Genomic DNA, 22,094 nt, shown 5'->3' on the forward strand with positions numbered 1-22,094 from the left:
GGTGAGGGAAGCACCCGCGGACTACCTGGAGTTCGCCGTCGCCCGCAGCGGGCCGCTGTTCCGCACGGCCTGCCTGCTCACCGGCGACTGGCACCTCGCCGAGGACCTGGTCCAGGAGACCCTCGCCAAGATGTACCGCTCGTGGCGGCGGATCAACCGGGCGCAGTCCCCGGTGGCCTACGCCGACACCGTGCTGGTGCGCACCTTCGTCTCCCAGCGCCGGCGCCGCAGCTCCACCGAGCGGCCCAGTGACCGGATGCCCGATTCGGCCGGACCGGCGCCGGACGCCGAACTGCGGATGGCCCTGCTGGACGGGCTGGCGCGGCTGACGGCCCGGGACCGCGCGGTGCTGGTGCTGCGCTACTGGGAGGACCGCTCGGTGGAGGAGACCGCGCAGGCGCTGCGGCTGTCGCCGGGCGCCGTGCGGACCCGGAGCACGCGCGCCCTGCGCCGGCTGCGCGACGTGCTCGGCACCGAGCTGGCCGACCTGACCGCCTGACGAGCGCGGCCCGCCGGGCGCGCCGCGCCGGGGCCGACCGAAGAACGGAGACCCAGCATGTCCCGTGACGAGGACTTCGAGACCGGGCTGGCCCGCGCCCTGCGCCGGACCGCCGGCGAGTTCCCGCCCCCCTCCGCCGACCTGGTGCGGCGCTCCGTGGGCCGGGGCCGCCGCAAGCGGCTGTTCGCGGCCGCCCGCACCACCGCCGCGGCCGTCGCGGTGGTCGCCGTGGGCGGCGGAGCCCTGGCCATGGGCCCGCTCGGCGGCCACGGCGACGGCACCCCCGAGCGGCTGCGGACCGGCAGCCAGGCACCCGCCGCCGGACAGCCCCCGGCCCACCGGAGAGCGCTCGTCAGCGGCGCGGAGATGATCCGCACGCTCACCGGTCTGCTCCCGCCCGGCGGCACCGTCTCCGACACCGTCGGCCGGGACGCGGAGGCGGGCGACGCCGTCGTCTGGCCGATGGCCAAGCTCACCTACGCCACCGCGCGGGGCACCACCGCCCTCGACGTCACCCTCTCCCGGCCCACGCCCGGCATCCCGGCCGACCAGCAGGGCCAGGGCGGCTGCCTGCCGGTGCAGGTGCGCCCGTACGACCGGTGCGCCACCGAGAAGCTTCCCGGCGGGGCGGTGCTGACCACCACCGAGTCGTTCACCTACCCCAGCCGGGACACCGGCCAGAAACGCTGGTACGCCGTGCTGACCGCCGCCGACGGCACCGAGGTGACGGTGCAGGAGTTCGCCGGCGGCGGGGAGAAGGCGGCCTCCGGCGCGGCCGATCCGCTGCTGTCCCTCGACCAGCTGGCCGCCATCGCGCGCAGTCCCCGCTGGGAGAAGGCCCTCGCGGCGCTGCCCACCCCGCCCCGCGCCCCCGGCACCGGCACCGGCAGCCGGGCGGTGCCCGGGGCCCGGATGACCCGGGTGCTGAAGTCCCACCTGCCGCGCGGCGGCACCGTGACCGACCTGCACGCCGACGACGGGCTGGTCCAGCTGGTGTACGACGACGGGCACGGCCGGAACATGGTCGAGGCCGACGCCCAGTACGACATGGCCGACGCCCTGGCCGGACACATGGGCTGCGCCGGTGTGGCCGGTGACTGCCGGGCCGGGACGCTGGGCGACGGGACCCTGGTCAAGACGGTCCGGGGGCACTCGGAGAAGGGCGGCGCGGCCCAGGTGTGGCTGGTCGACGTGCTGTACCCGGACGGCCGGCGGGTGGTGGCCCGCGAGGTCAACTCCTACGCCGAGGCGGCGCCGGTGACCCGGCCCCGGCCCGCGCTCGGCCTGGAGCTGCTGCGGGAGATCGCGCTCGACAAGGGGTTCTTCAGGGACTGAGCGCCCGCGGCCGGGGGGCGGTCAGCCCGCCCAGTCGAGCAGGCGCTCGCCCGTCTCCGGCTCCCGGAGCCGGCCGAGCGACTCCTTCTCCAGCTGGCGTACGCGTTCCCGGGTCAGCCCGACCTGTTCGGCCACCTGCTGCAGGGTGCGCGGATGTCCGTCGTGCAGCCCGTAGCGCAGGCTGAGGATCATGGCCTCGCGCGGGGCCAGCACGCCCAGCGCGTCCCGGAGGTCCTCGGCCAGCGCCCGGTACTCGGCGACCTGGGGCGCCTGGAGGACGTCGGTGGCCGGGATGAGGTCGCCGACCACGGTCTCGCCGGTGTCGTCCACGGGCGTGTCCAGGCTGAGCGTGTGCCGTCCGACCCGGCGCAGCCAGGCGACCCGGTCCTCGGCGAGGCCGCTCTCCCGTGCCACCTCGTCGTCCGTCGGTTCGCGGTCGGCGCGCAGCTGGAGCCGGCGTTCGACCTTGGCCAGCTTCTGCAGCTGCTCCACGACGTGCATCGGCAGCCGGACGGTACGGGCGTGCTGGGCCAGGCCCCGCTCGATCGCCTGGCGGATCCACCAGGTGGCGTACGTGGAGAACTTGAAGCCCTTGGTGTGGTCGAACTTCTCCACGGCCCGCATCAGGCCGAGGTTGCCCTCCTGGATCAGGTCGAGCAGGGGCACACCGCGGTGGGCGTGCCGTTTGGCGATGGACACCACGAGCCGCAGATTGGCCCGGATCATGTGGTCCTTGGCGTGCCGGCCGTCCCGTACGGCCGCCTCCAGCTCGTGGCGCCGGTGCGGCGCGAGCCGGTCCGCGCCGTCCCGTTCCAGGTCCTCGGCGGCCTGCCGGCCGGCGTCGATGAGCCCGCCCAGCCGTACCTCGTCCTCGGCGTCGAGCAGGGGGGTCGCGGCGATCTGGTTCAGGTACTGGCCGAGCAGATCGGCCTCGTCGCCGGGTTCGGGGACCCGGCTGCGCGGGCGGGCGGCGCGGGCCGCGGCACGGCGGCGCTGCCGCGGGTCGGCCGTGGTGGTGCGTGCCGGACCAGGCATGGTCTCCGGCCTCCGACTCCTGTCGCTTCGGCTCTGTGCGCCAGAGCCCGGGCTTCCAGCGACGGCCGGGTACCCGCCCCGGCCCCCGGGATGCGCGCCGGGGACCGGGACGGCTCAGCGTTCCCAGGTGGCGCCGGCGAGGGCCAGCATGTGCGGGGCGGTCAGGGCGTTGCCCGGATCGGCGGCGGTGGTCAGCAGCCAGCGCGCCGCGTCGGCGGGCTCGCCGGGCGGTACGACCAGCAGTTCCCGGTGATCCCCGGTGCCGATGTCCAGGGTGATGGTGTGCGCCTCGGTGACGACGGCCGACAGGGAGACCCGGATGAACCGGCCGGGCGCCGGTACCCGGTGCGGCGCGTCGGGCCAGGCGGCGGTGTCCACGGTGACGTGCACGACCGCGCCGAGACCGGCGGCCAGGGCGCCGGCCAGGGCCGGCAGTTCCAGTTCCAGCGCGTCGCAGCGCGGCCACCAGGCCCCGTCCAGCGGACCGTGGCCGCCGTCCGGGGTCAGGGTGAGCCGGGGGAGGGGCATCCGGTAGGTGTGCGCCCCGGCCGGCGGGGGAGGGCCGGCGGGGCCTGCGTTCCTGTCCATGCGTACGATCCCGTCCCGGACGGACCCAGGCCGCCCGTCTGTGGCGTGGCGCGGTGCGGACGTCGTGGCGCGGTGCGGATCAGGCCAGCGGGTTGTCCGCCCAGGGAAGCGCGGAGGGCTCGCGGGGCTCCGCCGGGCGGGCCGCCGCGGCCTCGTGGCAGGTGAAGCCGAGCCGGGTCAGCGCCCGGCTCACCTCGGCGCCCGTGAAGTCGCGGCGGTCCTGTCCGGTGATGACCTGCCCGACCTGCTTGACCGGGTAGACCCGGCGGTCGACGGTCACGCAGAGGCCGACGGCGGGTTCGGGCGAGACGCCCTCCATCGACTGCTCGACCTCGGACTTGGTCAGGTCGAAGGGGAAACGGGCGATGACACAGCGCATGGTGCCTCCAGCGGAGCGGTCGGGGTGGGGATGAGACCGCCGAGGGCGGGGGCCGCTCGTCGGTCACGGGGTGCGGGGGTCAGCGGCTTCCCTCGGGAGCGGGCCGTCCGGACGGGGCGCGCCGGGGTCCCCGGGCCCGCCGGGACCGTCCGCCCCGGCCGCGTCCGGCGGATCCGGAGGCGCCGGCGCGCTGGGGGCGGTCGGCGGCCGGTACGGCGAGGGTGACGGGCACTCCGGAGGGCGTCCGGGCGCCGGTGATCCGGTTCAGCTCCGGCTCGCCCGGGCGCACCCGGGTGGTGCGGGCGGTGATGTCGGCGGCGGACATGAGGCGGTCCACCGCGCGCCGCTGGTGCGGCAGCACGAGGGTGACGACCGTGCCGGACTTGCCGGCCCGGGCGGTACGGCCGCCGCGGTGCAGGTAGTCCTTGTGGTCGGCGGGCGGATCGACGTTCACCACGAGGTCGATGTCGTCGATGTGCAGGCCGCGGGCGGCGACGTTGGTGGCCACCAGGACCGTGACCTTGCCGTCCTTGAACTGGGCGAGGGTGCGGGTGCGCTGCGGCTGGGACTTGCCGCCGTGCAGCGCCGAGGCCCGTACGCCGACCGACAGCAGGTGCTTGGCCAGGCGCTCCGCCGCGTGCTTGGTGTCCAGGAACATGATCACGCGGCCGTCGCGGGCGGCGATCTCGGTGGCGGTGGTGTGCTTGTCGTCGTCGTGGACGTGCAGCAGGTGGTGCTCCATCGTGGTGACCGCGCCCGCCGACGGGTCGACCGAGTGCACGACGGGGTCGTGCAGGTAACGGCGCACCAGGAGGTCGATGTTGCGGTCCAGGGTGGCCGAGAACAGCAGCCGCTGGCCGTCCGGGCGGACCTGGTCGAGCAGGGCGGTGACCTGGGGCAGGAAGCCCATGTCGGTCATCTGGTCCGCCTCGTCGAGGACGGTGACGGCGACCCGGTCCAGCCGGCAGCCGCCGCGGTCGATGAGGTCCTTGAGCCGCCCGGGGGTCGCCACCACGATCTCGGCGCCGGCGCGCAGCGCGGCCGTCTGGCGGCTGATCGACATGCCGCCGACCACGGTGACCGAGCGCAGGCGCAGCGCCCGGGCGTAGGGGGCGAGCGCGTCGGTGACCTGCTGGGCGAGTTCCCGGGTGGGGACGAGGATCAGGGCGAGCGGCTGGCGGGGCTCGGCCCGCTGTCCGGCCAGGCGGGCCAGCAGGGGGAGACCGAAGGCGAGGGTCTTGCCCGAGCCGGTGCGGCCGCGGCCCAGGACGTCCCGGCCGGCCAGCGTGTTCGGCAGGGTGGCCGCCTGGATGGGGAAGGGCGCGGTCACGCCTTCGGCGCGCAGCGCGTCCTGCAGGGGTGCGGGCAGGGCGAGTTCGGCGAAGGACTCGGCCGGCGGCAGCGCCTCGGTGAGGGTGACGGGCAGGGCGAACTCGCCGCGGGGTGCCCGACGGGCTCCCGGGTTGTTTCCCTGGGCGCCCTTTCCACGGCCATTGGTCCGCGTCGGCCGGAAAGGGGCGGAGTCGTTGCCGCTACGGCGACCGGTGCCACCGGATCCGGCGGCACCGCGGGTAGGTCGGGTGCGGTTCATGGGGAGGAACCTCCTCGATGTGCACGGCACGTGTCGAGGAATTCCTTTCGGCGGTGCGCAACCGCGGCAGAATTCACAAGAATGAGCCGAAGGGAAGGCCGAAAGGCGTGAGAGGGGCCGGACGGCGGGTAAACGGGGCGGGTCCGCGAAAGGAACGGAGCGGTCGCCCGAGGGCCGGAGCGCGGTCCGCCCGGGTGAGGCGGGCCGGGGTCCGCCGGGTAAAACGGACCGGGGCCCGCGCCCCAAGGGCGCGGGCCCCGGCCTCGCAGAACGCGTCAGCGTCAGGCGGGAACGATGTTCTCGGCCTGCGGGCCCTTCTGGCCCTGCGTGACGTCGAAGGTAACCTTCTGGCCTTCCTGAAGCTCGCGGAAGCCGGAGGTGGCGATGTTCGAGTAGTGGGCGAACACGTCGGCGCCGCCGCCGTCCTGCTCGATGAAGCCGAAGCCCTTTTCCGCGTTGAACCACTTCACGGTGCCAGATGCCATATTGAATCTCCCTAGGGGCAGTGCCGTGATCCGCACTGTGCGGATCCCGAGTCGCCGCGATGATCACCCCTTAGGGGGCCCGGAAAGTCCGGCAATCAAAACTGCAACTGTTATCACGGTAACACGGCCCGGCCCGGCACACCCAGCTTTTTTGTCATTCGGTTCCGTCGGGGGCGATGTTCTGGAGCGGCTCCGCCGGAAAATCTTTCGGTGCGCTGCGGGTAATTCTGCAGTGGCGACGACAGATATGCGCCCGGGCCCGGCGGGGTGACGCGGCGCGCGGCCTCGGCGGGGGTGGCCCGGCCGACGGGTTCGCGGGCGTGGGCGGCGGCGCGCAACTCGTGCTGGGAGAAGCGCCGGTGGCCGCTCTCCGGGCACAGGGGGGCGATCGGTCCCCCTGGTCGGGGGTGCCTGCGTCCTTGTGGTGCCGACGCGACAGATTCTCCCTGTGGGGCCCCTGGGCCGGGACACCGGGTGCCGAGCGGCGAGAGGGGGCGTGTGTCGTACCCGACCGGCGGACGTGTCCCCGCCGCGCGCCGTCCGGTGCGCCGTTCCGCGCCCCGGCCGCCGGCGTCGTCTCGGGCCCCTGAGTGGCGCTTTTCGGCCCCATGCTGTCTGTTTCCGGACGGAGCAAGATCAAACTCTTGGCAGATACACCCAATACCGCCCCACAATGCCTCCGAGCGCGAGGCTGATGTTACTGAGCGGTACGGCTGAGTACCCCACTCACGTTCACGACCTCGTGGCACCCCTGTGCCTGGCGTCCGGTCGCCGGAGTGCCGGGCTTCTCGCAGGTCACTTCGACGGTCACGGTGTCGTTCTCGGGGATCTTGATGGGGGTCACCCAGTGGTAGTCCTGGTTGCGGAAGGTCTCCAGCGCGATGGTGGTGATCTTCCGGTCCCCGAAGGTGATGGTCACCAGTCCCTCGTCGCCCTGGAAGTTGGCGATGACGAGGTCCGTGACCCCGAAGACACTCTTCTCGGGCACCGGATACGTGCCCGGCTTGGTCTGGCCGCGGGTCGTCTGCACATCGATGGTCTGCGAGATCTGCCCGCCGCCGACCCCGGTGCCGGCGTCGGCCGTCGTGCCGTCGCCGCCCGTTCCGCCCGGAGTGCCCGCGCCCTGGCCCCCGGAGCCGGTGCCGGGCGCGGTGCCCGTGCCCTTGCCCGTGCCGGGACCCGTGCCCGTGCCGGGACCGGTGCCCGGGGTCTGCCCGTCGCCGCCCTGTTCCCCGGCGGGCGTGGGCCGCGGCTGGACCGCCTCGGTGGCCGCCTCCTTCGCGGCACTGCGCACCGCGGGGCGGACCAGCATGAACCAGGCGAGCAGCAGCGCGAGCAGGGCCGCGAGCAGGGCGAGCAGCCACTTGGGGAAGACCGGTATCTGGACGAACTCGGCGTCCAGCGGCACCCGTACGGCGGCGTCGTCCCGCCGGTTCTCGTCCTGTTCGCCGGTCTCGGCGGTGTCCACGGTGAACGGCCACACCACCGGGGCGCCGAACCACACCGGCTTGCCCGTGCGGACCCTGAGGCCGGCCTCGGCCGACTCGCCGGGTTCCAGCGCCTGCCGCTCCGGGCTGAAGGCGAACGCCAGCTCCTCGCCCGCCTGTCCGGCGGTGAAGCCCACCGTCACCGGGGTGTTGCCCTGGTTGCGCACCGCCAGCCGGTACCGTCCGCGCAGCCAGCCGCGCCGCCGGCGCGGGGCCAGCTCGCTGTGCAGCTCGTGGAACGCCCCGATGTGCACGGTGGTCTCCAGCACCCGCACCGACTCGGGGTGCTCGGCCGGCAGCACGCGCACCCCGAGGGGCACTTCACCGGCCCGGACCTCCGGGGACCGCGGGGGCTCCAGCCGGATCGTCACCGTCTCCGAGGTGCCCGGGTAGAGGGAGACCCGCGCGGGCTCCACGGTGGACCAGGCGGCGCAGTCCCCGACGACCTCCAGGCTGTACGCCTCGACGATGTCGCTGTCGTTGCGCACGGTCAGGGTGGTCGTGGCGATGTCCCCCGGCTCCACGGTCACTTCCGGGATGTCGAGTCCAGGAGCGCCGGGGCTGGGAGAGGCTGCGGAAGGCGTCACGCCAGCACGCTAGACCGCGCCCGGAAGCGCCACGAGAAGCGCGAGGGCAATGCCCGGGCAGTCGTGGTGCCCGCACGGTCACCCATCAACTCCCCGAGGGCAGCGGACCGTTGACGCGGCCGTCGTCCCGGGTGCGCCGGACCACGGCGCTCGTCCCCGCCCCCACGTCCCACCGACCGGCACTCATCAGACAGGTAACCCCTCATGCTCAGCTCAAACAATGCCGGGTCGTCCGTGCCCGCCACCGAGGCGCATGGACCGGCCCCGGCCTGGTCCCCGCACCGGGCCTCTCCCGCCGACCGTCCCGACCGGGTCACCGTGGCGGTCTACGCCGCCGACCCCGTCCTGCGCCTGGGCGTCGTCCAGCAACTGCGGCAGCGCCCCGAGATCGACCTGCTCGCCGACGCCGACGCCGAAGGGGCCGCGGTGTCACTGGTGGTGGTGGACCACGTCGACGACGACGTGGCCGCGCTGCTGCACCGGCTGCGGCACAACACCGCCACCCGTACCGGCCTGGTCGTCGCCACCCTCGGTTCCGGTTCGCTGCAACGCGTCATCGAGTGCGGGGTGGCCGCGGTGCTGCGGCGCGCCGAGGCCGACCAGGACCAGCTGCTGCGGCTGGTCCTGGCCATAGCCAACGGCGAGGGCGTCCTGCCCGGCGACCTGCTCGGCAAGCTCCTCAGCCACGTGGGCAGCCTCCAGCGCTCGTCGCTCGATCCCCGCGGGCTGTCCCTGTCCACGCTGACCACCCGCGAGGCGGACATGCTGCGGATGGTGTCGGAGGGCCTGGACACCGCAGAGATCGCCCGCAAGACCTCGTACTCCGAACGGACCGTCAAGAACATCCTCCACGAGGTCATCACCCGGCTCCAGCTGCGCAACCGGGCCCACGCGGTCGGCTACGCGCTGCGCAACGGGCTGATCTGACCGGGCGGCCCGGCCGGGCAACGCGCGCTGCCCGAAAGCGCACCGCGCGTTTCCCCCGGGTATGGCCCCGCCGCCCTCCCGCACCGTGCGCGCGGGGGGACAGGGTGGCGGGGGCACACCCGGATTGCCGCACCACACTGCGAGGGGGACCTTGATGGGAACCGCTGGCCCCGGCGGGCGGTACCGCCTGGGGCGGCTCGGCGCGTCGGCGCTGCTGCTGATCCCCCTGCTCGGCGCGACCGCGGCCTCCGGCGAGAACGGCACCGCCGCCGCCTCGCCACGGGTGGCCACCACGGCCGCGGAGACCCGGATCGCGTTCGCCGGCACCCGGCACCGCAGTCTCGGCGTGCCCGCCTCCGACCCCAAGAAGAGCGCCCCGCTGTTCGCCGCCGACGGCCCGGCCCACAACGACATGCAGCCGTCCGCCCTGGGCGACCAGCTGGTCTTCGCCAGCCGCCGCGACGAGAAGGACCCGCAGATCTATCTGCGGGCCGCCGACGGTTCCGTGCGCCGTCTCACCTTCGGCATGGACGCGGCCCACCCCCGGCTGACGCCGGACGGCGCCGTGGTCTTCGACGCGGCCGCGCCCGGCGGCCCGGACGGCAAGAACCAGCGCGATCTGTGGCGGGTGGGCACCGACGGCTCCGGGCCGACCCAGCTCACCAAAACCCCCGCCGACGAGACCTACCCGACGGTCTCCCCGGACGGGAAGCACCTCGCGTACTCCAGCAACGAGGACGCGGCCGGCGCGCAGATCTACGTGCGGCCCCTGGCCGGGGGCATCCCCACCCAGGACCCTCCCACCCTGGTCACCGATTCCGAGAACGGCACGGCCACCGAACCGGTGTGGAACCCGGTGGACGACGACACCCACCGCGGCCTCATCGCGTACACCGCGACCAAGGGCGACCTGTCCCAGCTGAGGGAGACGAACGCGTTCGGCACCGCCGACGGGCCGCTGCTCGGCGGTGGCCGGGAGCAGTGGCGGGCGCACGCCCCCGCCTGGATGCCGGGCGGGGACGAGGTGCTGTTCCTCAGCCCCGAGACCACCTGCCAGTGCGAGGGCGACTACGACCACGTCTTCCGCGCCAAGCGGCACGGCACCGGGACGCCGGGACTGGTGCTGGACGAGGACCGGGAGGTCTCCTCGCCCACCTGGCTCGGCCCGCTGGACGGCGGCCGGGCGGTGGTGGAGCACATCACGGCCGAGGGCCCGCACGCGGTGACGCTCCAGGACATCCGGGCGGACGGGGCCGACCCCCGCGATCTGAACCTGCCGATCCTGAACGAGGACCCGGAGGCCGACACCAACACCGACGCGGCCAAGGACCCGCTCTTCCAGCCCCGGGCCGACTACGACCCGTGGACCGAACGGCAGAGCTACACACCGGACGGCCGCCGGATCGTGGTGACCCGTTTCCTGGGCGACCGCGGCAGCCGCGTCGAGGAGATCTGGCTGGCGGACGCCGACGGCCGGCACCCGGAGGCGCTGAAGCTCGACGGACGCGGACCGGGCGTCCGGGACACCGACCCGGCGTTCTCCCCGGACGGCAAGTACCTCGCCTTCACCCGGATCTCGCCGGGCACCGGCGGGGCCGCGCCGGCCAGCAAGGTGCTCATCGCGGAGGTCGCCTCCGGCAGGATCACCGGCACCGTCGTCGCGCCCGACGGAGAGCTCCAGGGCCAGGACGCCCAGCCCACCTGGTCCTCCGACGGCAGCATGCTGGCCTTCACCCGCAACGAGCTGGTCTACGGCGCCGGCGGCAACAAGCACATCTGGACCGTGCCCGTGCAGCACCTGGAGCAGCAGACCGACCTGAGCGAGAAGATCTGCCCGGGCACCTGCGCGGTCATCGACGACAGCCCCGCCTTCTCCCCGGACGGCCGCAGCATCGCCTTCAACCGCAAGAACGGCGGCGGCGTGGTCGACACCGGTGAGCACAACGGCATCATCGTGACCTCCGTGTCCGGCGCCGACTGCCGGGTGCTCCTGCCCGGCTCCGCCCGTGACGTGCCGAACGCCTGCCGCCGTGCACTGCCCGAGAACCCCGGGCCGTTCCAGCCCCGGGACGCCGCCTGGACGCCCGACGGCACCTCCCTGGTGCTCAGCTCCCGCCCGAGCCGGCCGGTCAACAGCCCGGAGAAGCTCAAGGTGCTGAACGTCGTGACCGGCGAGCTGACCAAGCTCACCAACGACCTGCCGGGCCGGCACAAGGAGCCCAGCGTCCAGCAGTCCGTGGACCTCGCCGTCCGGGCTCCCGGCACCGTCCCGGAGGTGACCGTCGGCCGCTCCACCACGGTCCGCGTCGAGGTGGTGAACAACGGCCCCGCCGCCTCTCCCGGCACGCGGCTGACCATCGACCCGCCCGCCGGGGTCACCGTCACCCGGATCACCCGGCCCGACGGCGCCTGCGTCCCCACGTCCCTCCAGTGCGACCTCGGCGTGGTGCCGCCCGGCACGACCGTCCCCGTGGACGTCACCCTCACCGGGGTCACCCCGGGGGACGCGCCGGTCGGCTGGTCGGTCGGCGGCGCGGTCCTCGACCCGCGGCCCAGCGACAACGCGGGCCGGACCGTGGTGCCGGTCCGCACGCCCCCGCCGCCGACCCCGACCCCCACGCCCACGCCCACCCCCACCCCGACACCGCCGCCCGCTCCCACCCCGGCCCCGACGCCGCCGCCCACCGTGCCGCCTCTGCCGCCGGTGCCGCCGCAGCCTCCGGCGCCGAAGGCCGGACCCGGCGTGCGCGCCACCGCCCAGCCGAACCCCGGCTACGTCGGCGGGCGGGTCGTGGTGACGTACACCGTCCGCAACGGCCGAGGCGCGCTGGCGACCGGGCTGCGGCTGCGCGTCGGGCTGCCCGCCGGCATCCCGGACAGCGGGCCGCCCCCGGGCTGCGACACCTCCTGGCTGTGCGCGCTGCCGGACCTCGAGCCGGGCGCGAGCACCGTCGTACGCGTGGTCCTCAGCCCCGAGAAGGCGATGACCGGCCAGGTCACCGGCGAGCTCACCACCACCGGCACGGACGCCGACCTCAGCGACAACACCGCCCGGCAGCGGCTGCGCATCCTCCAGCCGCGCATCATCGCCGTACCGGACATCGGCAAGCCCGGCTTCGTCACCTCCGTGCGCGGCAAGGACTTCCCGCCCGGTGTGCCGGTCCGGTTCACCTGGAAGCCGGGGATCACCGCGGCGGCGGCACCGACCGTGCCCAAGCCCGACGGCACGTTCATCGGGCAGCTGCTCATCCTCGCCAAGGACCAGACCGGACCGCGCGTCATCATCGCCAAGGGCCCCGGGTTCTCCCCGGTGAAGACCGACTTCCTGGTGGTCAGCGGCAGCATCCAGCCGCCCGACGAGGTGACCCGCCGGTGATCCACGAGGTCGACGAGGGGCTGCGCCGGCTGCTCGGCGAGTCCGGCCTGGAGGCGTCGGGCGTCGAGGTCGTCTTCGACGCCCCCACCCGGGACTGGGCCGCGCGCCGCAGCGCGCCGACGGTCTGCGTCTTCCTGTACGACATCCGCGAGGACGCCGCCCGGCGCGGCAGCGGCGCGGGGGAGGTGTACGACGCGGACGGGCAGCTCGTGGCGCGGCGCACCCCGCCCCGCTGGTTCGACCTGACCTACCTGGTCACGGCGTGGGCGAGCCGCCCGCAGGACGAACACCGGCTGCTGTCGCAGGTGCTCTCCAGCCTGGTGGCCGTCGACACGCTGCCCGCGCGGCTGCTCACCGGCACCCTCGCGGAACTGGGCCTGACCGTGGGCCTGGACGTCGCCGGGGCCGCCGCCGACGTACCGGCCGCCGCCGACGTGTGGTCGGCGCTCGGCGGCGAGCTGAAGGCGTCGCTGGGCGTACGGGTGCGGGCGCCGCTCGCCGGGGCGGTCACGGCCGTCGCGCCGCCGGTCACCGAGGGACTCGTCGTACGCTCCGCCGCCCGGCGCGCGGACGGCCAGGCGGACCCCGGGCGCCGGCTGCGCTACACGGAGGTGAGCGACCCGGGCCCGCAGGGTTTCGCCGGCCCCCGTGAACGGGGCCCGGCCCCCGCCCGCCGCCGCCACCGTGGAGACCGCCAGCCGTGACCCGCACGACCGGAACGACCGAGCCGCCCGAGACGATCGAACCACCCGGCCCGTCCGGCACATCCGTCATCCCCGTGACGCACCGCGCCGCTCCCGGGCCGTCCGGGGAGCCGGACGCCCGGGCCGGTGCTCTCTGGGACCGGCTGCGGGCCGTCGAGGAGCGGGTGCGAGGGGCGGTGGAGGCACGGCGGGCCGGGGACCCCGATCCCGACGATCCCTACCGGGGGCAGTACCTCACCCCGGAGGCGGCGGCCCGCATCCTGGACGAGCCGGGCGGGCTCGGCGTACCCGGTCCGGACCCCTGGCAGCCGCCGGCCGGTTCCGTACTCGCCGTGCTCGCCGCGCGGTTCGGGCTGTCCCCGCTGGACCTGGACCTGCTCCTGGTCGCGGTGGCGCCCGATCTTGACGCGCGCTTCGAGCGGCTCTACGGCTACCTCAACGACGACCTGACCCGCCGCCGGCCCACCGTCGGGCTCGCCCTGGAGCTGTGCGGGCTCGCCGGGGCGGCACCCGGTCGGTTCCGGCTCGCCCCCGGCGCCCCGCTGGTCGCGGGCGGCCTGCTGGAGGTCACCGAGCCGGACCGGCCGCCGCTGTCCCGCGTCCTGGTCGTGCCCGACCGGGTCACCGCCCACCTGCTGGGCAACGCGTGGCCCGACGCCCGGCTGGCCGGCGTGCTCGACGAGCCCCGCGAGGACCCCACCGCCGAACCCGGGCAGGTGCGCCGCGCGGCGGCCGCCGCCCGGACCGGCACCGGCCTGGTCCACCTGCGCGGCCGGGGCGACACCGGCGGCCTGGCCGTCGCGGCGCTCGGCGCTGCGGACCTGCGCCCGCTGGCGCTGGACGCGGCGGCCCTCGCCCGGCGCTCCGGGGACATCCCGGAGCTGGCCCGGGTGACCGCCCTCGAAGCCCGGCTGACCGGTGCCGGCGTGGTCCTCGGCCCGCTGGAGGCGCTGCCCGACGAGCCCGCCGAACGCACCCGCACCCTGCGGACGCTGTGCACGGCGCTGCGGGGCATCCCCCTGCTGACCCACGGCACCCCCGGCTGGGACCCGGCCTGGGCCCCCGACACCCCCGTCGTCCTGACCGTGCCGGCGCCCTCGCCCGAGCGGCAGGCCGAGCGCTGGCGGCACGCCCTGGAGCGGGCCGCCGGCGACGGCTCCGCCCCCGGCGACACCGAGGCGCTGGCCCGGGCGGTGGCCGCGCACCGCCTGGACTCCGGGCAGGTGCGCCGCGCCGCCGACGTGGCCGTGCGCACGGCCGCCCTCGCCGGCCGCCCGGTCGGCCCCGACGACCTGCGCACCGCCGTGCGCGCCCAGAACGGCGCGGGGCTGGACCGGCTGGCCCGCCGGGTGGAACCGGGGGTCGGCTGGGACGACCTGGTGCTCCCGCCGCCCACCCACCGCCGGCTGCGCGAACTCGCGCTGCGCGCCCGCCACCGCGAGCAGGTGCTCGGACAGTGGGGGATGCGGCCCGGCGGCGGGCGCGGGCGCGGGGTCATCGCGCTGTTCGCGGGCGAGTCGGGCACCGGCAAGACCATGTCCGCCGAGGTCGTCGCGGCGGACCTGGGCATGGACCTGTACGTGGTGGACCTGTCCACGGTGGTCGACAAGTACGTGGGCGAGACCGAGAAGAACCTGGAGCGCATCTTCACCGAGGCGTCGGCGGTCAACGCGGTGCTGCTGTTCGACGAGGCCGACGCGATCTTCGGCAAGCGCTCGGAGGTGAAGGACGCGCACGACCGGCACGCCAACATCGAGTCGGCGTACCTGCTCCAGCGCATGGAGTCGTTCGACGGGATCGCGGTGCTGACCACCAATCTGCGGGCCAACCTGGACGAGGCGTTCACCCGTCGGCTGGACGTGATCGCCGACTTCCCGGTGCCCGACGCGGCCCAGCGGCTCGCCCTGTGGGAACGCTGCCTGGGCGACCGGCTGCCCCGGGCCGGCGACCTGGACCTCGGGTTCTGCGCCGACCGCTTCGAACTGGCCGGCGGCTCGATCCGGGCCTGCGCGGTGACGGCGGCCTACCTCGCGGCGGAGTCCGGGACGCCGCTCACCATGCGCCAGGTGGTGACGGCGATCGCCCAGGAGTACCGCAAGCTGGGCCGCCTGGTCCTGGAGACGGAGTTCGGCCCCTACCTGGCGGAGGCCGTGGGCGCCTGAAAGGTCCGCCCACGGGTACGGAACCAGGGGGCGCGGGGAACCGCGCTCCCGTACCCGCCCCTGCGGTGAGACCCCGTACCCGCTCCGTCGGCGGCCCAGTGCACCGCCCGGGTGTCCGGGGTGTCCAGGGGCGGAGGGGCAGCGCGGGGGCAAGGGAGACGGGCCGGTGGGCGGCCGGGGCGGGCTGGGAGAGGCAGCGGCCCTGCCCCCGGTCGGGTCCGCACGTCCCTGTCCTCCCGGCGCATCCGCCCCGCAGACTCGGCCTGGACACAGGTGACCCACCCGCAAGGACCCGAAGGAGCGAGCATGCCGACGTACCTCACCCCGGGCGTGTACGTGGAGGAGGTGCAGTCCGGTGCCCGCCCGATCGAGGGGGTCGGCACCGCCGTCGCCGCGTTCGTCGGGTTCGCCGAGACGGGCCCGTTCCACACCCCGACGCTCGTCACCAGCTGGGACCAGTACACCCAGCTGTTCGGCGGCTTCACCGAGGGCACCTACCTGGCCCACTCGGTCTACGGCTACTTCGCCAACGGCGGCGGCGCCGCGTACGTGGTGCGCATCGGCGGATCCGCCGAGGACGCCTCCGCCCCGGCGGCCGAGACCGGCGGACGGCGCGAGACCCGGGCGGCCCAGCCCGCCGAGCTGGGCGGCTTCCTGGTCGCGGCCCGGCCGGGCGTCACCGGCGTGTCGGTGGAGATCGCCGACGCCGACGGCGAGAACCCGCCGGAGGACCGCTTCAAGCTCCTGGTCCGCCAGGGCGACCAGGTCGCGGAGACGTACGAGGCCTCCACCCGCAAGAACGTCAAGGGGTACCTGGTCACCCAGGCCCGCGGCTCCCGGCTGATCGAGGTCACCGAGCAGCAGGGCGCCACCCCGGCCCGGCCCGCCAACCAGACCGTGCCACTCGCCGACGCCCCGGCCGTGTCCGCCCCGGCCGGCTCCGGCGCGGTGGCCCGCCTCGACCCGGCGGAGTACGTCGGCGACGCCGCCGCCCGCACCGGGTTCGGCGGCCTGGAGACCATCGACGAGATCACCATGGTCGCGGTGCCCGACCTGATGAGCGCCTACCAGCGCGGCGACATCGACGCCGAGGGCGTGCGCACCGTGCAGCTCGCCGTGATCTCGCACTGCGAGCAGATGGGCGACCGGGTCGCGGTCCTGGACACCCCGCCCGGGCTCAACGCCCAGCAGGTGCGCACCTGGCGCAACGACGAGGCGGGCTACGACTCGCGGTACGCCACCCTCTACTACCCGTGGGTGCGGGTCTTCGACCCGGCCGCCGGACGCAACACCACCGTCCCGCCGAGCGGTCACATCGCCGGTGTGTGGGCGCGCAGCGACGCCGAGCGCGGTGTGCACAAGGCGCCCGCCAACGAGGTGATCCGCGGCGCGGTCGACCTGGAGCTGCGGCTCAGCAAGGGCGAGCAGGACCTGCTCAACCCGATCGGCGTGAACTGCGTACGGGCCTTCCCCGGCCGCGGCATCCGCATCTGGGGCGCCCGCACCCTCTCCTCCGACCCGGCCTGGCGCTACCTGAACGTGCGCCGGCTGTTCAACTACCTGGAGGAGTCGATCCTCCTGGGCACCCAGTGGGTGGTCTTCGAACCGAACGACGACCGGCTCTGGTCGAGCATCCGCCGCAACGTCACCGCGTTCCTCACCGAGGAGTGGCGCCGGGGCGCGCTGTTCGGCCGCACCGCCGACGAGGCGTTCTACGTCAAGTGCGACCGCGACAACAACCCGCAGGAGTCCATCGACCAGGGCCGGGTCGTCTGCGAGATCGGCGTGTCGCCGGTCAAGCCCGCGGAGTTCGTGGTGTTCCGGCTGGCCCAGTTCTCCGACAGCACCAGTCTCATCGACGAGTGAGACGAGCCAGACCAGTGACCCGCGGGTCAGCGAACGGAAGGTGACGGACAGTCATGGCAACGGGCGATGCTCTTTCCACCCACGTCTTCGGCGTGCAGCTCGGCGGCTACCTGGTCGAATCGATCCAGGAGATCAGCGGGCTGACCGTCGAGGAGGACGTCGTCGAGGTCAAGCAGGTCACCGCGGAGGGCAAGCAGATCATCCGCAAGCAGCCCGGTGGCCGGCAGGCGGGCGAGATCACGATCACCCGGGGACTCGACCAGAGCAGCGAGTTCACCAACTGGATCAAGGAGACCCTGAACAACGGGGCCGTCAACACCGCCCGGCAGAACCTCACCATCGAGATCAAGGACAGCGAGGGCAACACGGTCCGCCGCATCCAGCTGATGCAGGGCTGGGCCTCCAAGTGGGAGGGACCGTCCCTGAAGGCGGGCGAGTCGGCCGCGGCCACCGAGTCCGTCACCATCGTGTTCGAGGAGATCATCGTCGAATGAGGCGCCGTACCGTGACGGCGGGCAACCTGGAGGAGATCCTCCAGCTGACGACGCCCGCCCCGGCGGCCGAGCAGGCGGCGGCACCCCCCGCCGCCGCCCCGGCCGCGGCCCCGCCGCCCCGCGAGGAACCGCACGGGCTGCGCACCGAGTTCGAGTTCGTGCTGCCGCGCGGCTACGTCGACGAGGCGGGCACGGTGCACCGTGAGGGCGCGATGCGCCTGGCCACGGCCCGGGACGAACTACGGCCGCAGATCGATCTGCGGGTCAAGGAGAACCCGGCGTACCTGAGCGTGGTGCTGCTGAGCCAGGTGATCACCCGGATCGGCACCATCACCGACGTGCACGCCGGGATCGTGGAGCGGATGTACGCCACCGACGTCGCCTTCCTCCAGGACTTCTACCGCCGGGTGAACAGCGAGGGCCACACCCGGGCGGCGGTGACCTGCCCGCACTGCGAGGGCGGCTTCGAGGTCGACCTCTCGGGTGGGCGCCTGGGGGAATCGTGACGTACGCCCTTCCCCGGCTCCGGGAGGAGATCGCGTACATCGCCTATCACTTCCACTGGGCGCGCGAGGAGATCCTCGATCTGACGCATGACGAACGACGGCAGTGGGTGGCCGAGATCGCTCGTATCAACACCCGCGTGAACGAAGGCGGTTGAGCACATGGCATGGCGGGACAGGCTGCGCCGCCGGTCCGCCGGGACGGGGGGCGCGCGGGCCGCGCGGGGCGCGGAGCGCGCCGGCACCCCGGCTGCGTCCGGGCCCGGTGCCCCGGCCGCCTCCGCGCCGGACGCTCCGGCCGCTTCCGTCCCGGACGCTCCGGCCGCCTCCGTGCCCGCCGACTGGGACGGCGGCTGGCGCCGTGCCGCGCCACCGGAACTGACCGTGTCCCGCGCGCCGCTCGGCGTCAGCGACGGTCTCGCCTTCCGGTCGGGCCTCGCCGCCTGGCAGAACCCGTCCTTCGACTCCGGTCTCGCCCACGCCCTGCTGCCCACGGCCCCCACGGGCCTGGTCCACGGCGTCACCCACCGCCCGGCCGCCCCTCAGGCCGCCCGCGCCGAAGGGGGCCCGCTGCTGCTGCGTGCCCTGCGCCGGGAGGGGGGCCAGGACGAGGGCCGGGAGGCGGCGCGGCCGGGTGCGCCGGAAGCCGCCGCCCCGTCGTCCGGCCCGGTCTCCCCGGCCGTACGGCCTTCCCGCGGTTCCCGTGCCGCGGGGGCGGGACGTCCGGGTGACGCCCCGGCGAACCGTGCCCCCGCCTCCGGGGACTCCCCCGCCGTCCAGCGCGCGGCGGTTCCCGGCACCGGTCCGGTGGTGACTCCGGCCGGCCCCGGCCACCGGGCCGCCGCACCGGAGATTCCGGTGGTGCGGCGCGTGACGGCGGTGAGAGGTACGGCTGTCGGCCCGGCCGCGGCGCGGGAGCGGGCCGCCGGTACGGAAGGCGGGCAGCCGCGGGCGTCCCGTGCCTCCGGGGCCGACGCGCCCCGCCCGGCCGTCCGGCCCCGCCCGACAGCTCCCTCCCTCACCGTGGCCCGCCGCCCGGCCGGCCCCGTACGCCGCGTCCCCGCGCTGCGCCCCCGGACACCGGCTCCGACTCCGGACACGGGGACAACGGGGGCAACGGGCGTGACGGGTGCAACGGGCACGAAGACGTCGGCCGTCGCCAAGGACTCGGAGACACCCGTCAGCCCCTCCGCCACGGCCGCGCGGGCCGGGACGGGGGCGCGCCCGGCCGATTCCGCGCCGGGTACGGCGACGCGTGCGCCCCTGGGCGCGCCGCTCAGTGAACTTCCCTCGACCGCACGGCCGTTGGGCGACGACACCCCGGTCCAGCGCGCCACGTCCGGTAATGGTGCCGGTACCGGTACCGGTGCCGGTTCGGCGCCCGGCCTGGCGCTCCCGGTGGTGCAGCGCCAGGCCGACGGCACGTCCGGCACCCCGGGTGCGTCCGGCGGCGGGGCACGCGCACGGGGCGGTCTGGGCGCACCGCTGCCCGAGATGCCGCCGAGCGCCGCCGTCCCGGGTGCTCCCGGGCCCGGCGGCCGGCGTGCCCGGGTACGACCGGAGCGGGCGTCCGGAGCGCCCGGAGCCACGCCGGACCAGGGACGTACGCCGCCCACCGGGGCCGAGCCCCCCGCTCCTGGCGGCGGCTCCGACTCACCGTTGCTGGGCCAGGGTGCCGTGCAGCGGAGTGTGGCGGCGGAACCGGCCGACGGAGGCGCCCCGGAGGCCGGGGCCCGTCCCGGGAGCGGTCTGGACGCCCCGTTGGCGGAGAAGCCGGCCGTGCGGCGGAGCGTGGTGGCGGGGAACGCGCCGGAGGCCGGTGCCCGGTCCGGAAGCGGTACGGACACCCCGCCGGCGGCGGACACGAGGGCACCGGAGTCCGGCCGGCCGTCGCGCTCCGGCAGTGGTCCGGACGCGCCGCCGGCGGGGAAGCCCGCCGTACAGCGTCGTTCGGCGGCCGGCTCCGCCGAGGGGCGGGCCGCCGTCACCGGCGCGCCGGACTCCGGCAGTGGTCCGGTCGCGCCCCTGCTGGGGACGGGGGCCGTGCGGCGCGGCCTGGGGGCCGGCTCCGTCGACGGGAGCACCCCGCAGACCGGTACCCGTCCCGGGGACGGCCCCGCCACGCCGTTGGTGACACCGCCCCGGACCCCCGCGCCCCAGAGTCCGGCGGCGGGAGCGCAGGGCGCGACCCCGGCGGCGCCCGCAGGCCCGGCGGGAGACACGCGACGCCCCGGTGCGGTGCCCGGTGCCCGGCCGGATCCCGGCGGGCGCCGGCCGTCCGGCTCCGCGGGGACACCGGTCGTCGTCGCACGTGCCGTGGCCGAGGGCCCGACCGGTGCCCCGGGGGCTGCGGGCGCTCCGGGGGCTCCGGGGGCCCGGCGTCCCGGAACGGCCGGGCGGACCCCGCTCACCGTGACCCGTTCCGCGTCGGCGGCACCCCGTACCCTCTCCCTGCTCGCCGCGCGCCCGCTCACCCTGAACACCCGCCCCGTGGCAGGACCGGCGGCGCCGGCCGCGCCCCGCCCCGCCGGGCGTCCCGTGGTGCCGGTGCGCTGGCCCGGCAGCCCGGTTGTCGCGCACCACGGAAGTCCCGCCCCGCACGACGGGTCCGGCCGGCCGGCCCGGTCCGGGTCCGTCCCGGCGGTGCCGAGCGTCCAGCGGACCGCGACCGCGACCGCGGCCACCCGCCCCGGCCCGCAGGCCCCGGCCGCACCGCCTGTCGCCGGTGTGAACCCGGTTCACAGCGCAAGCACCCCGCACGTCGGCCTGCAGGGCCCGGCCGCACCGCCCGCCGCCCGTGTGAACCCGGCTCACAGCCCGATCGCACCGCACCCCGGCCAACAGCCCCCGGCCGTCCCCACCACCCCCCATGTGAACCCGGTTCACAGCGCCCCGGCCCCCGCCGCCGCTCACACCGGCGACCAGGCGGCGCCCACCGTCCAGCGCGTCCCCGTCGTCCGCCCCGCCCCGCCCCGCGCGGACTCACCCGGGCCCGGCACCTCCATCCCCTCCCTCCCTTCCGCCCCCTCCGCGTCCGCACCGGCCCCGTCCCTGCCGGTGACCGCCCCGCAGGCGCCGCCGCTCGCGGACCGTCCGGCGGGCACGGCGGGCCCCGCGCCGGTGCCGGCGGTGCCCGTCCCCGTGGTCCGGTGGCGGAGCCCGGCGCGGACCGGAGCCGCCTCGGGTGCGGCGCCCGTGGTGCAGCGCGCCGGTGATGCCGCGGCCCCGGCCACCCCGAAGCGCGGCCACCACCGCTCGGCCTCCGTGCCCGGTACGTCGTCCGCCTCGGCGTCCGGCACCGCCTCCGGCACGTCGACCGGCTCGGCTTCCGGTGCGTCGTCCGGCTCCCGGAAGAGCGCGGTCCACCGGTCCTCCGAGAACCCGCCCGATCCCGGTCTCGACCTGGACGACCTGGCGCGCCGGCTGCTCGACCCGGTGGCCCGGCTGCTCCGTGCCGAACTGCGGCGCGGCCGGGAACGTACGGGCCGGCCGCACGACGGACGCCGCTGAGACCACGGAACCGATGAGGCGACCCATGAACGACGCCACGGACAACGACGCCACGGATGAGGCTCGAGGCCACGGAACGAACGACGGACGAATGACGGACGGATGACGGACGGATGACGGACAGCATCTTCGCGACGAGCGTGTTCTTCCGGCTCGCGATCGGCGGCAACGACCTGGGCGCCTTCAACACCTGCTCCGGCATGGGCGCCGAGGTGGAGATCGAGAGCTATGCCGAGGGCGGCAACAACGGCTTCACCTGGCAGTTGCCCGGCCGCGTGACCTGGTCGAACATCACGCTCACCCGGCCGGTGACCGCCGACACGGCGAAGATCGGCCGCTGGCTGGACGAGACGCTGAAGCGGGTGGAGCCCAAGGACGGCGAGATCGTGGCGCTCAAGCCGGACCTGACCCGGATCATCAGCTGGCAGGTGTTCGGGATCGTCCCGGTGCGCTGGCAGGGGCCGTCCTTCGACCCCAGCAGCTCGGAGCCGGCCGTGGAGACCCTGGAGATCGCCCACGAGGGCCTGCGCCCGTCCTGACCCGTCCGCCCCGCCCCATGAGCATCC

18 protein-coding genes are annotated in these 22,094 nt (G+C 75.4%); 12 read left to right on the forward strand and 6 right to left on the reverse strand.

Annotated elements, in window-relative coordinates; genetic code table 11:
* Position 1 precedes the first annotated feature (1 nt).
* Together AB0E62_RS04325 and AB0E62_RS04330 are read left to right on the forward strand one after the other, a co-directional pair.
* Positions 2-499 (forward strand): SigE family RNA polymerase sigma factor, encoded by a 498-nt coding sequence (locus AB0E62_RS04325; RefSeq protein WP_362187797.1) that lies wholly within the window; start codon positions 2-4, stop codon positions 497-499.
* A gap of 57 nt (positions 500-556) precedes the next feature.
* Complete coding sequence (locus AB0E62_RS04330) at positions 557-1,834, forward strand: hypothetical protein (protein WP_362187798.1); 1,278 nt, start codon at positions 557-559, stop codon at positions 1,832-1,834.
* A 21-nt stretch (positions 1,835-1,855) separates the two neighbouring features.
* Here AB0E62_RS04330 and AB0E62_RS04335 read toward each other — a convergent pair whose 3' ends face one another.
* The 6 genes from AB0E62_RS04335 to AB0E62_RS04360 all read right to left on the reverse strand — a co-directional run bounded on the left by AB0E62_RS04335 (position 1,856) and on the right by AB0E62_RS04360 (position 7,986).
* Entirely contained in the window at positions 1,856-2,869 is a 1,014-nt protein-coding gene (locus AB0E62_RS04335; protein WP_362187801.1) for a sigma-70 family RNA polymerase sigma factor, read from the reverse strand.
* A gap of 114 nt (positions 2,870-2,983) precedes the next feature.
* Entirely contained in the window at positions 2,984-3,457 is a 474-nt protein-coding gene (locus tag AB0E62_RS04340) for a DUF5994 family protein (protein ID WP_362187804.1), read from the reverse strand.
* Positions 3,458-3,536: 79 nt separating this feature from the next.
* On the reverse strand, positions 3,537-3,836 hold the full coding sequence (locus tag AB0E62_RS04345; RefSeq protein WP_362187807.1) for an SCO5918 family protein: 300 nt from the start codon (positions 3,834-3,836) through the stop codon (positions 3,537-3,539).
* A 79-nt stretch (positions 3,837-3,915) separates the two neighbouring features.
* Positions 3,916-5,427: a DEAD/DEAH box helicase gene (locus tag AB0E62_RS04350; protein WP_362187810.1), complete on the reverse strand. Its 1,512-nt coding sequence runs from the start codon at positions 5,425-5,427 to the stop codon at positions 3,916-3,918.
* Between the two features lie 281 nt (positions 5,428-5,708).
* Positions 5,709-5,912 (reverse strand): cold-shock protein, encoded by a 204-nt coding sequence (locus tag AB0E62_RS04355; RefSeq protein ID WP_007383480.1) that lies wholly within the window; start codon positions 5,910-5,912, stop codon positions 5,709-5,711.
* Positions 5,913-6,609: 697 nt separating this feature from the next.
* A complete protein-coding gene (locus AB0E62_RS04360; protein WP_362187812.1) occupies positions 6,610-7,986 on the reverse strand; it encodes a hydrolytic protein in 1,377 nt (458 codons plus the stop codon).
* Positions 7,987-8,190: 204 nt separating this feature from the next.
* Here AB0E62_RS04360 and AB0E62_RS04365 point away from each other — a divergent pair, with 204 nt between their 5' ends.
* From AB0E62_RS04365 to AB0E62_RS04410, 10 genes are all read left to right on the forward strand, one after another.
* The gene (locus tag AB0E62_RS04365) at positions 8,191-8,913 is read left to right on the forward strand and encodes a response regulator transcription factor (protein WP_362187815.1); all 723 of its coding nucleotides are present in this window, start codon (positions 8,191-8,193) and stop codon (positions 8,911-8,913) included.
* Between the two features lie 154 nt (positions 8,914-9,067).
* A complete protein-coding gene (locus tag AB0E62_RS04370; protein WP_362187818.1) occupies positions 9,068-12,289 on the forward strand; it encodes a hypothetical protein in 3,222 nt (1,073 codons plus the stop codon).
* Entirely contained in the window at positions 12,286-12,993 is a 708-nt protein-coding gene (locus tag AB0E62_RS04375; RefSeq protein WP_362187821.1) for a DUF4255 domain-containing protein, read from the forward strand. Before AB0E62_RS04370 ends, AB0E62_RS04375 begins: the two co-directional genes overlap by 4 nt.
* 74 nt (positions 12,994-13,067) lie before the next feature.
* Complete coding sequence (locus AB0E62_RS04380) at positions 13,068-15,155, forward strand: ATP-binding protein (RefSeq protein WP_362188104.1); 2,088 nt, start codon at positions 13,068-13,070, stop codon at positions 15,153-15,155.
* 306 nt (positions 15,156-15,461) lie between these two features.
* Entirely contained in the window at positions 15,462-17,021 is a 1,560-nt protein-coding gene (locus tag AB0E62_RS04385) for a phage tail sheath family protein (protein WP_362187824.1), read from the forward strand.
* Positions 17,022-17,074: 53 nt separating this feature from the next.
* Positions 17,075-17,515, forward strand: coding sequence for a phage tail protein (locus AB0E62_RS04390; RefSeq protein ID WP_030609652.1), 441 nt, complete (start codon positions 17,075-17,077; stop codon positions 17,513-17,515).
* A complete protein-coding gene (locus AB0E62_RS04395; RefSeq protein ID WP_362187827.1) occupies positions 17,512-18,021 on the forward strand; it encodes a hypothetical protein in 510 nt (169 codons plus the stop codon). Before AB0E62_RS04390 ends, AB0E62_RS04395 begins: the two co-directional genes overlap by 4 nt.
* Positions 18,018-18,176: a DUF6760 family protein gene (locus AB0E62_RS04400; protein ID WP_318202312.1), complete on the forward strand. Its 159-nt coding sequence runs from the start codon at positions 18,018-18,020 to the stop codon at positions 18,174-18,176. Before AB0E62_RS04395 ends, AB0E62_RS04400 begins: the two co-directional genes overlap by 4 nt.
* A gap of 2,713 nt (positions 18,177-20,889) precedes the next feature.
* Positions 20,890-21,528 carry a hypothetical protein gene (locus AB0E62_RS04405; protein WP_362187830.1) on the forward strand — a complete coding sequence of 213 codons (639 nt, stop codon included), beginning with the start codon at positions 20,890-20,892 and terminating at the stop codon, positions 21,526-21,528.
* Between the two features lie 113 nt (positions 21,529-21,641).
* Positions 21,642-22,067: a phage tail protein gene (locus AB0E62_RS04410; protein ID WP_362187833.1), complete on the forward strand. Its 426-nt coding sequence runs from the start codon at positions 21,642-21,644 to the stop codon at positions 22,065-22,067.
* Positions 22,068-22,094: the final 27 nt, after the last annotated feature.

It is taken from the genome of Streptomyces sp. NPDC038707, assembly GCF_040636485.1.
GTDB lineage: Bacteria > Actinomycetota > Actinomycetes > Streptomycetales > Streptomycetaceae > Streptomyces.

What these genes read in the sequence shown, in the direction of transcription:
- AB0E62_RS04330 (WP_362187798.1), top strand. Translation starts at nt 557, where the DNA reads ATGTCCCGTGACGAGGACTTCGAGACCGGGCTGGCCCGCGCCCTGCGC.
- AB0E62_RS04335 (WP_362187801.1), bottom strand. Translation starts at nt 2,869, where the DNA reads ATGCCTGGTCCGGCACGCACCACCACGGCCGACCCGCGGCAGCGCCGC.
- AB0E62_RS04340 (WP_362187804.1), bottom strand. Translation starts at nt 3,457, where the DNA reads ATGGACAGGAACGCAGGCCCCGCCGGCCCTCCCCCGCCGGCCGGGGCG.
- AB0E62_RS04345 (WP_362187807.1), bottom strand. Translation starts at nt 3,836, where the DNA reads ATGCGCTGTGTCATCGCCCGTTTCCCCTTCGACCTGACCAAGTCCGAG.
- AB0E62_RS04350 (WP_362187810.1), bottom strand. Translation starts at nt 5,427, where the DNA reads ATGAACCGCACCCGACCTACCCGCGGTGCCGCCGGATCCGGTGGCACC.
- AB0E62_RS04355 (WP_007383480.1), bottom strand. Translation starts at nt 5,912, where the DNA reads ATGGCATCTGGCACCGTGAAGTGGTTCAACGCGGAAAAGGGCTTCGGC.
- AB0E62_RS04365 (WP_362187815.1), top strand. Translation starts at nt 8,191, where the DNA reads ATGCTCAGCTCAAACAATGCCGGGTCGTCCGTGCCCGCCACCGAGGCG.
- AB0E62_RS04370 (WP_362187818.1), top strand. Translation starts at nt 9,068, where the DNA reads ATGGGAACCGCTGGCCCCGGCGGGCGGTACCGCCTGGGGCGGCTCGGC.
- AB0E62_RS04385 (WP_362187824.1), top strand. Translation starts at nt 15,462, where the DNA reads ATGCCGACGTACCTCACCCCGGGCGTGTACGTGGAGGAGGTGCAGTCC.
- AB0E62_RS04390 (WP_030609652.1), top strand. Translation starts at nt 17,075, where the DNA reads ATGGCAACGGGCGATGCTCTTTCCACCCACGTCTTCGGCGTGCAGCTC.
- AB0E62_RS04395 (WP_362187827.1), top strand. Translation starts at nt 17,512, where the DNA reads ATGAGGCGCCGTACCGTGACGGCGGGCAACCTGGAGGAGATCCTCCAG.
- AB0E62_RS04410 (WP_362187833.1), top strand. Translation starts at nt 21,642, where the DNA reads ATGACGGACAGCATCTTCGCGACGAGCGTGTTCTTCCGGCTCGCGATC.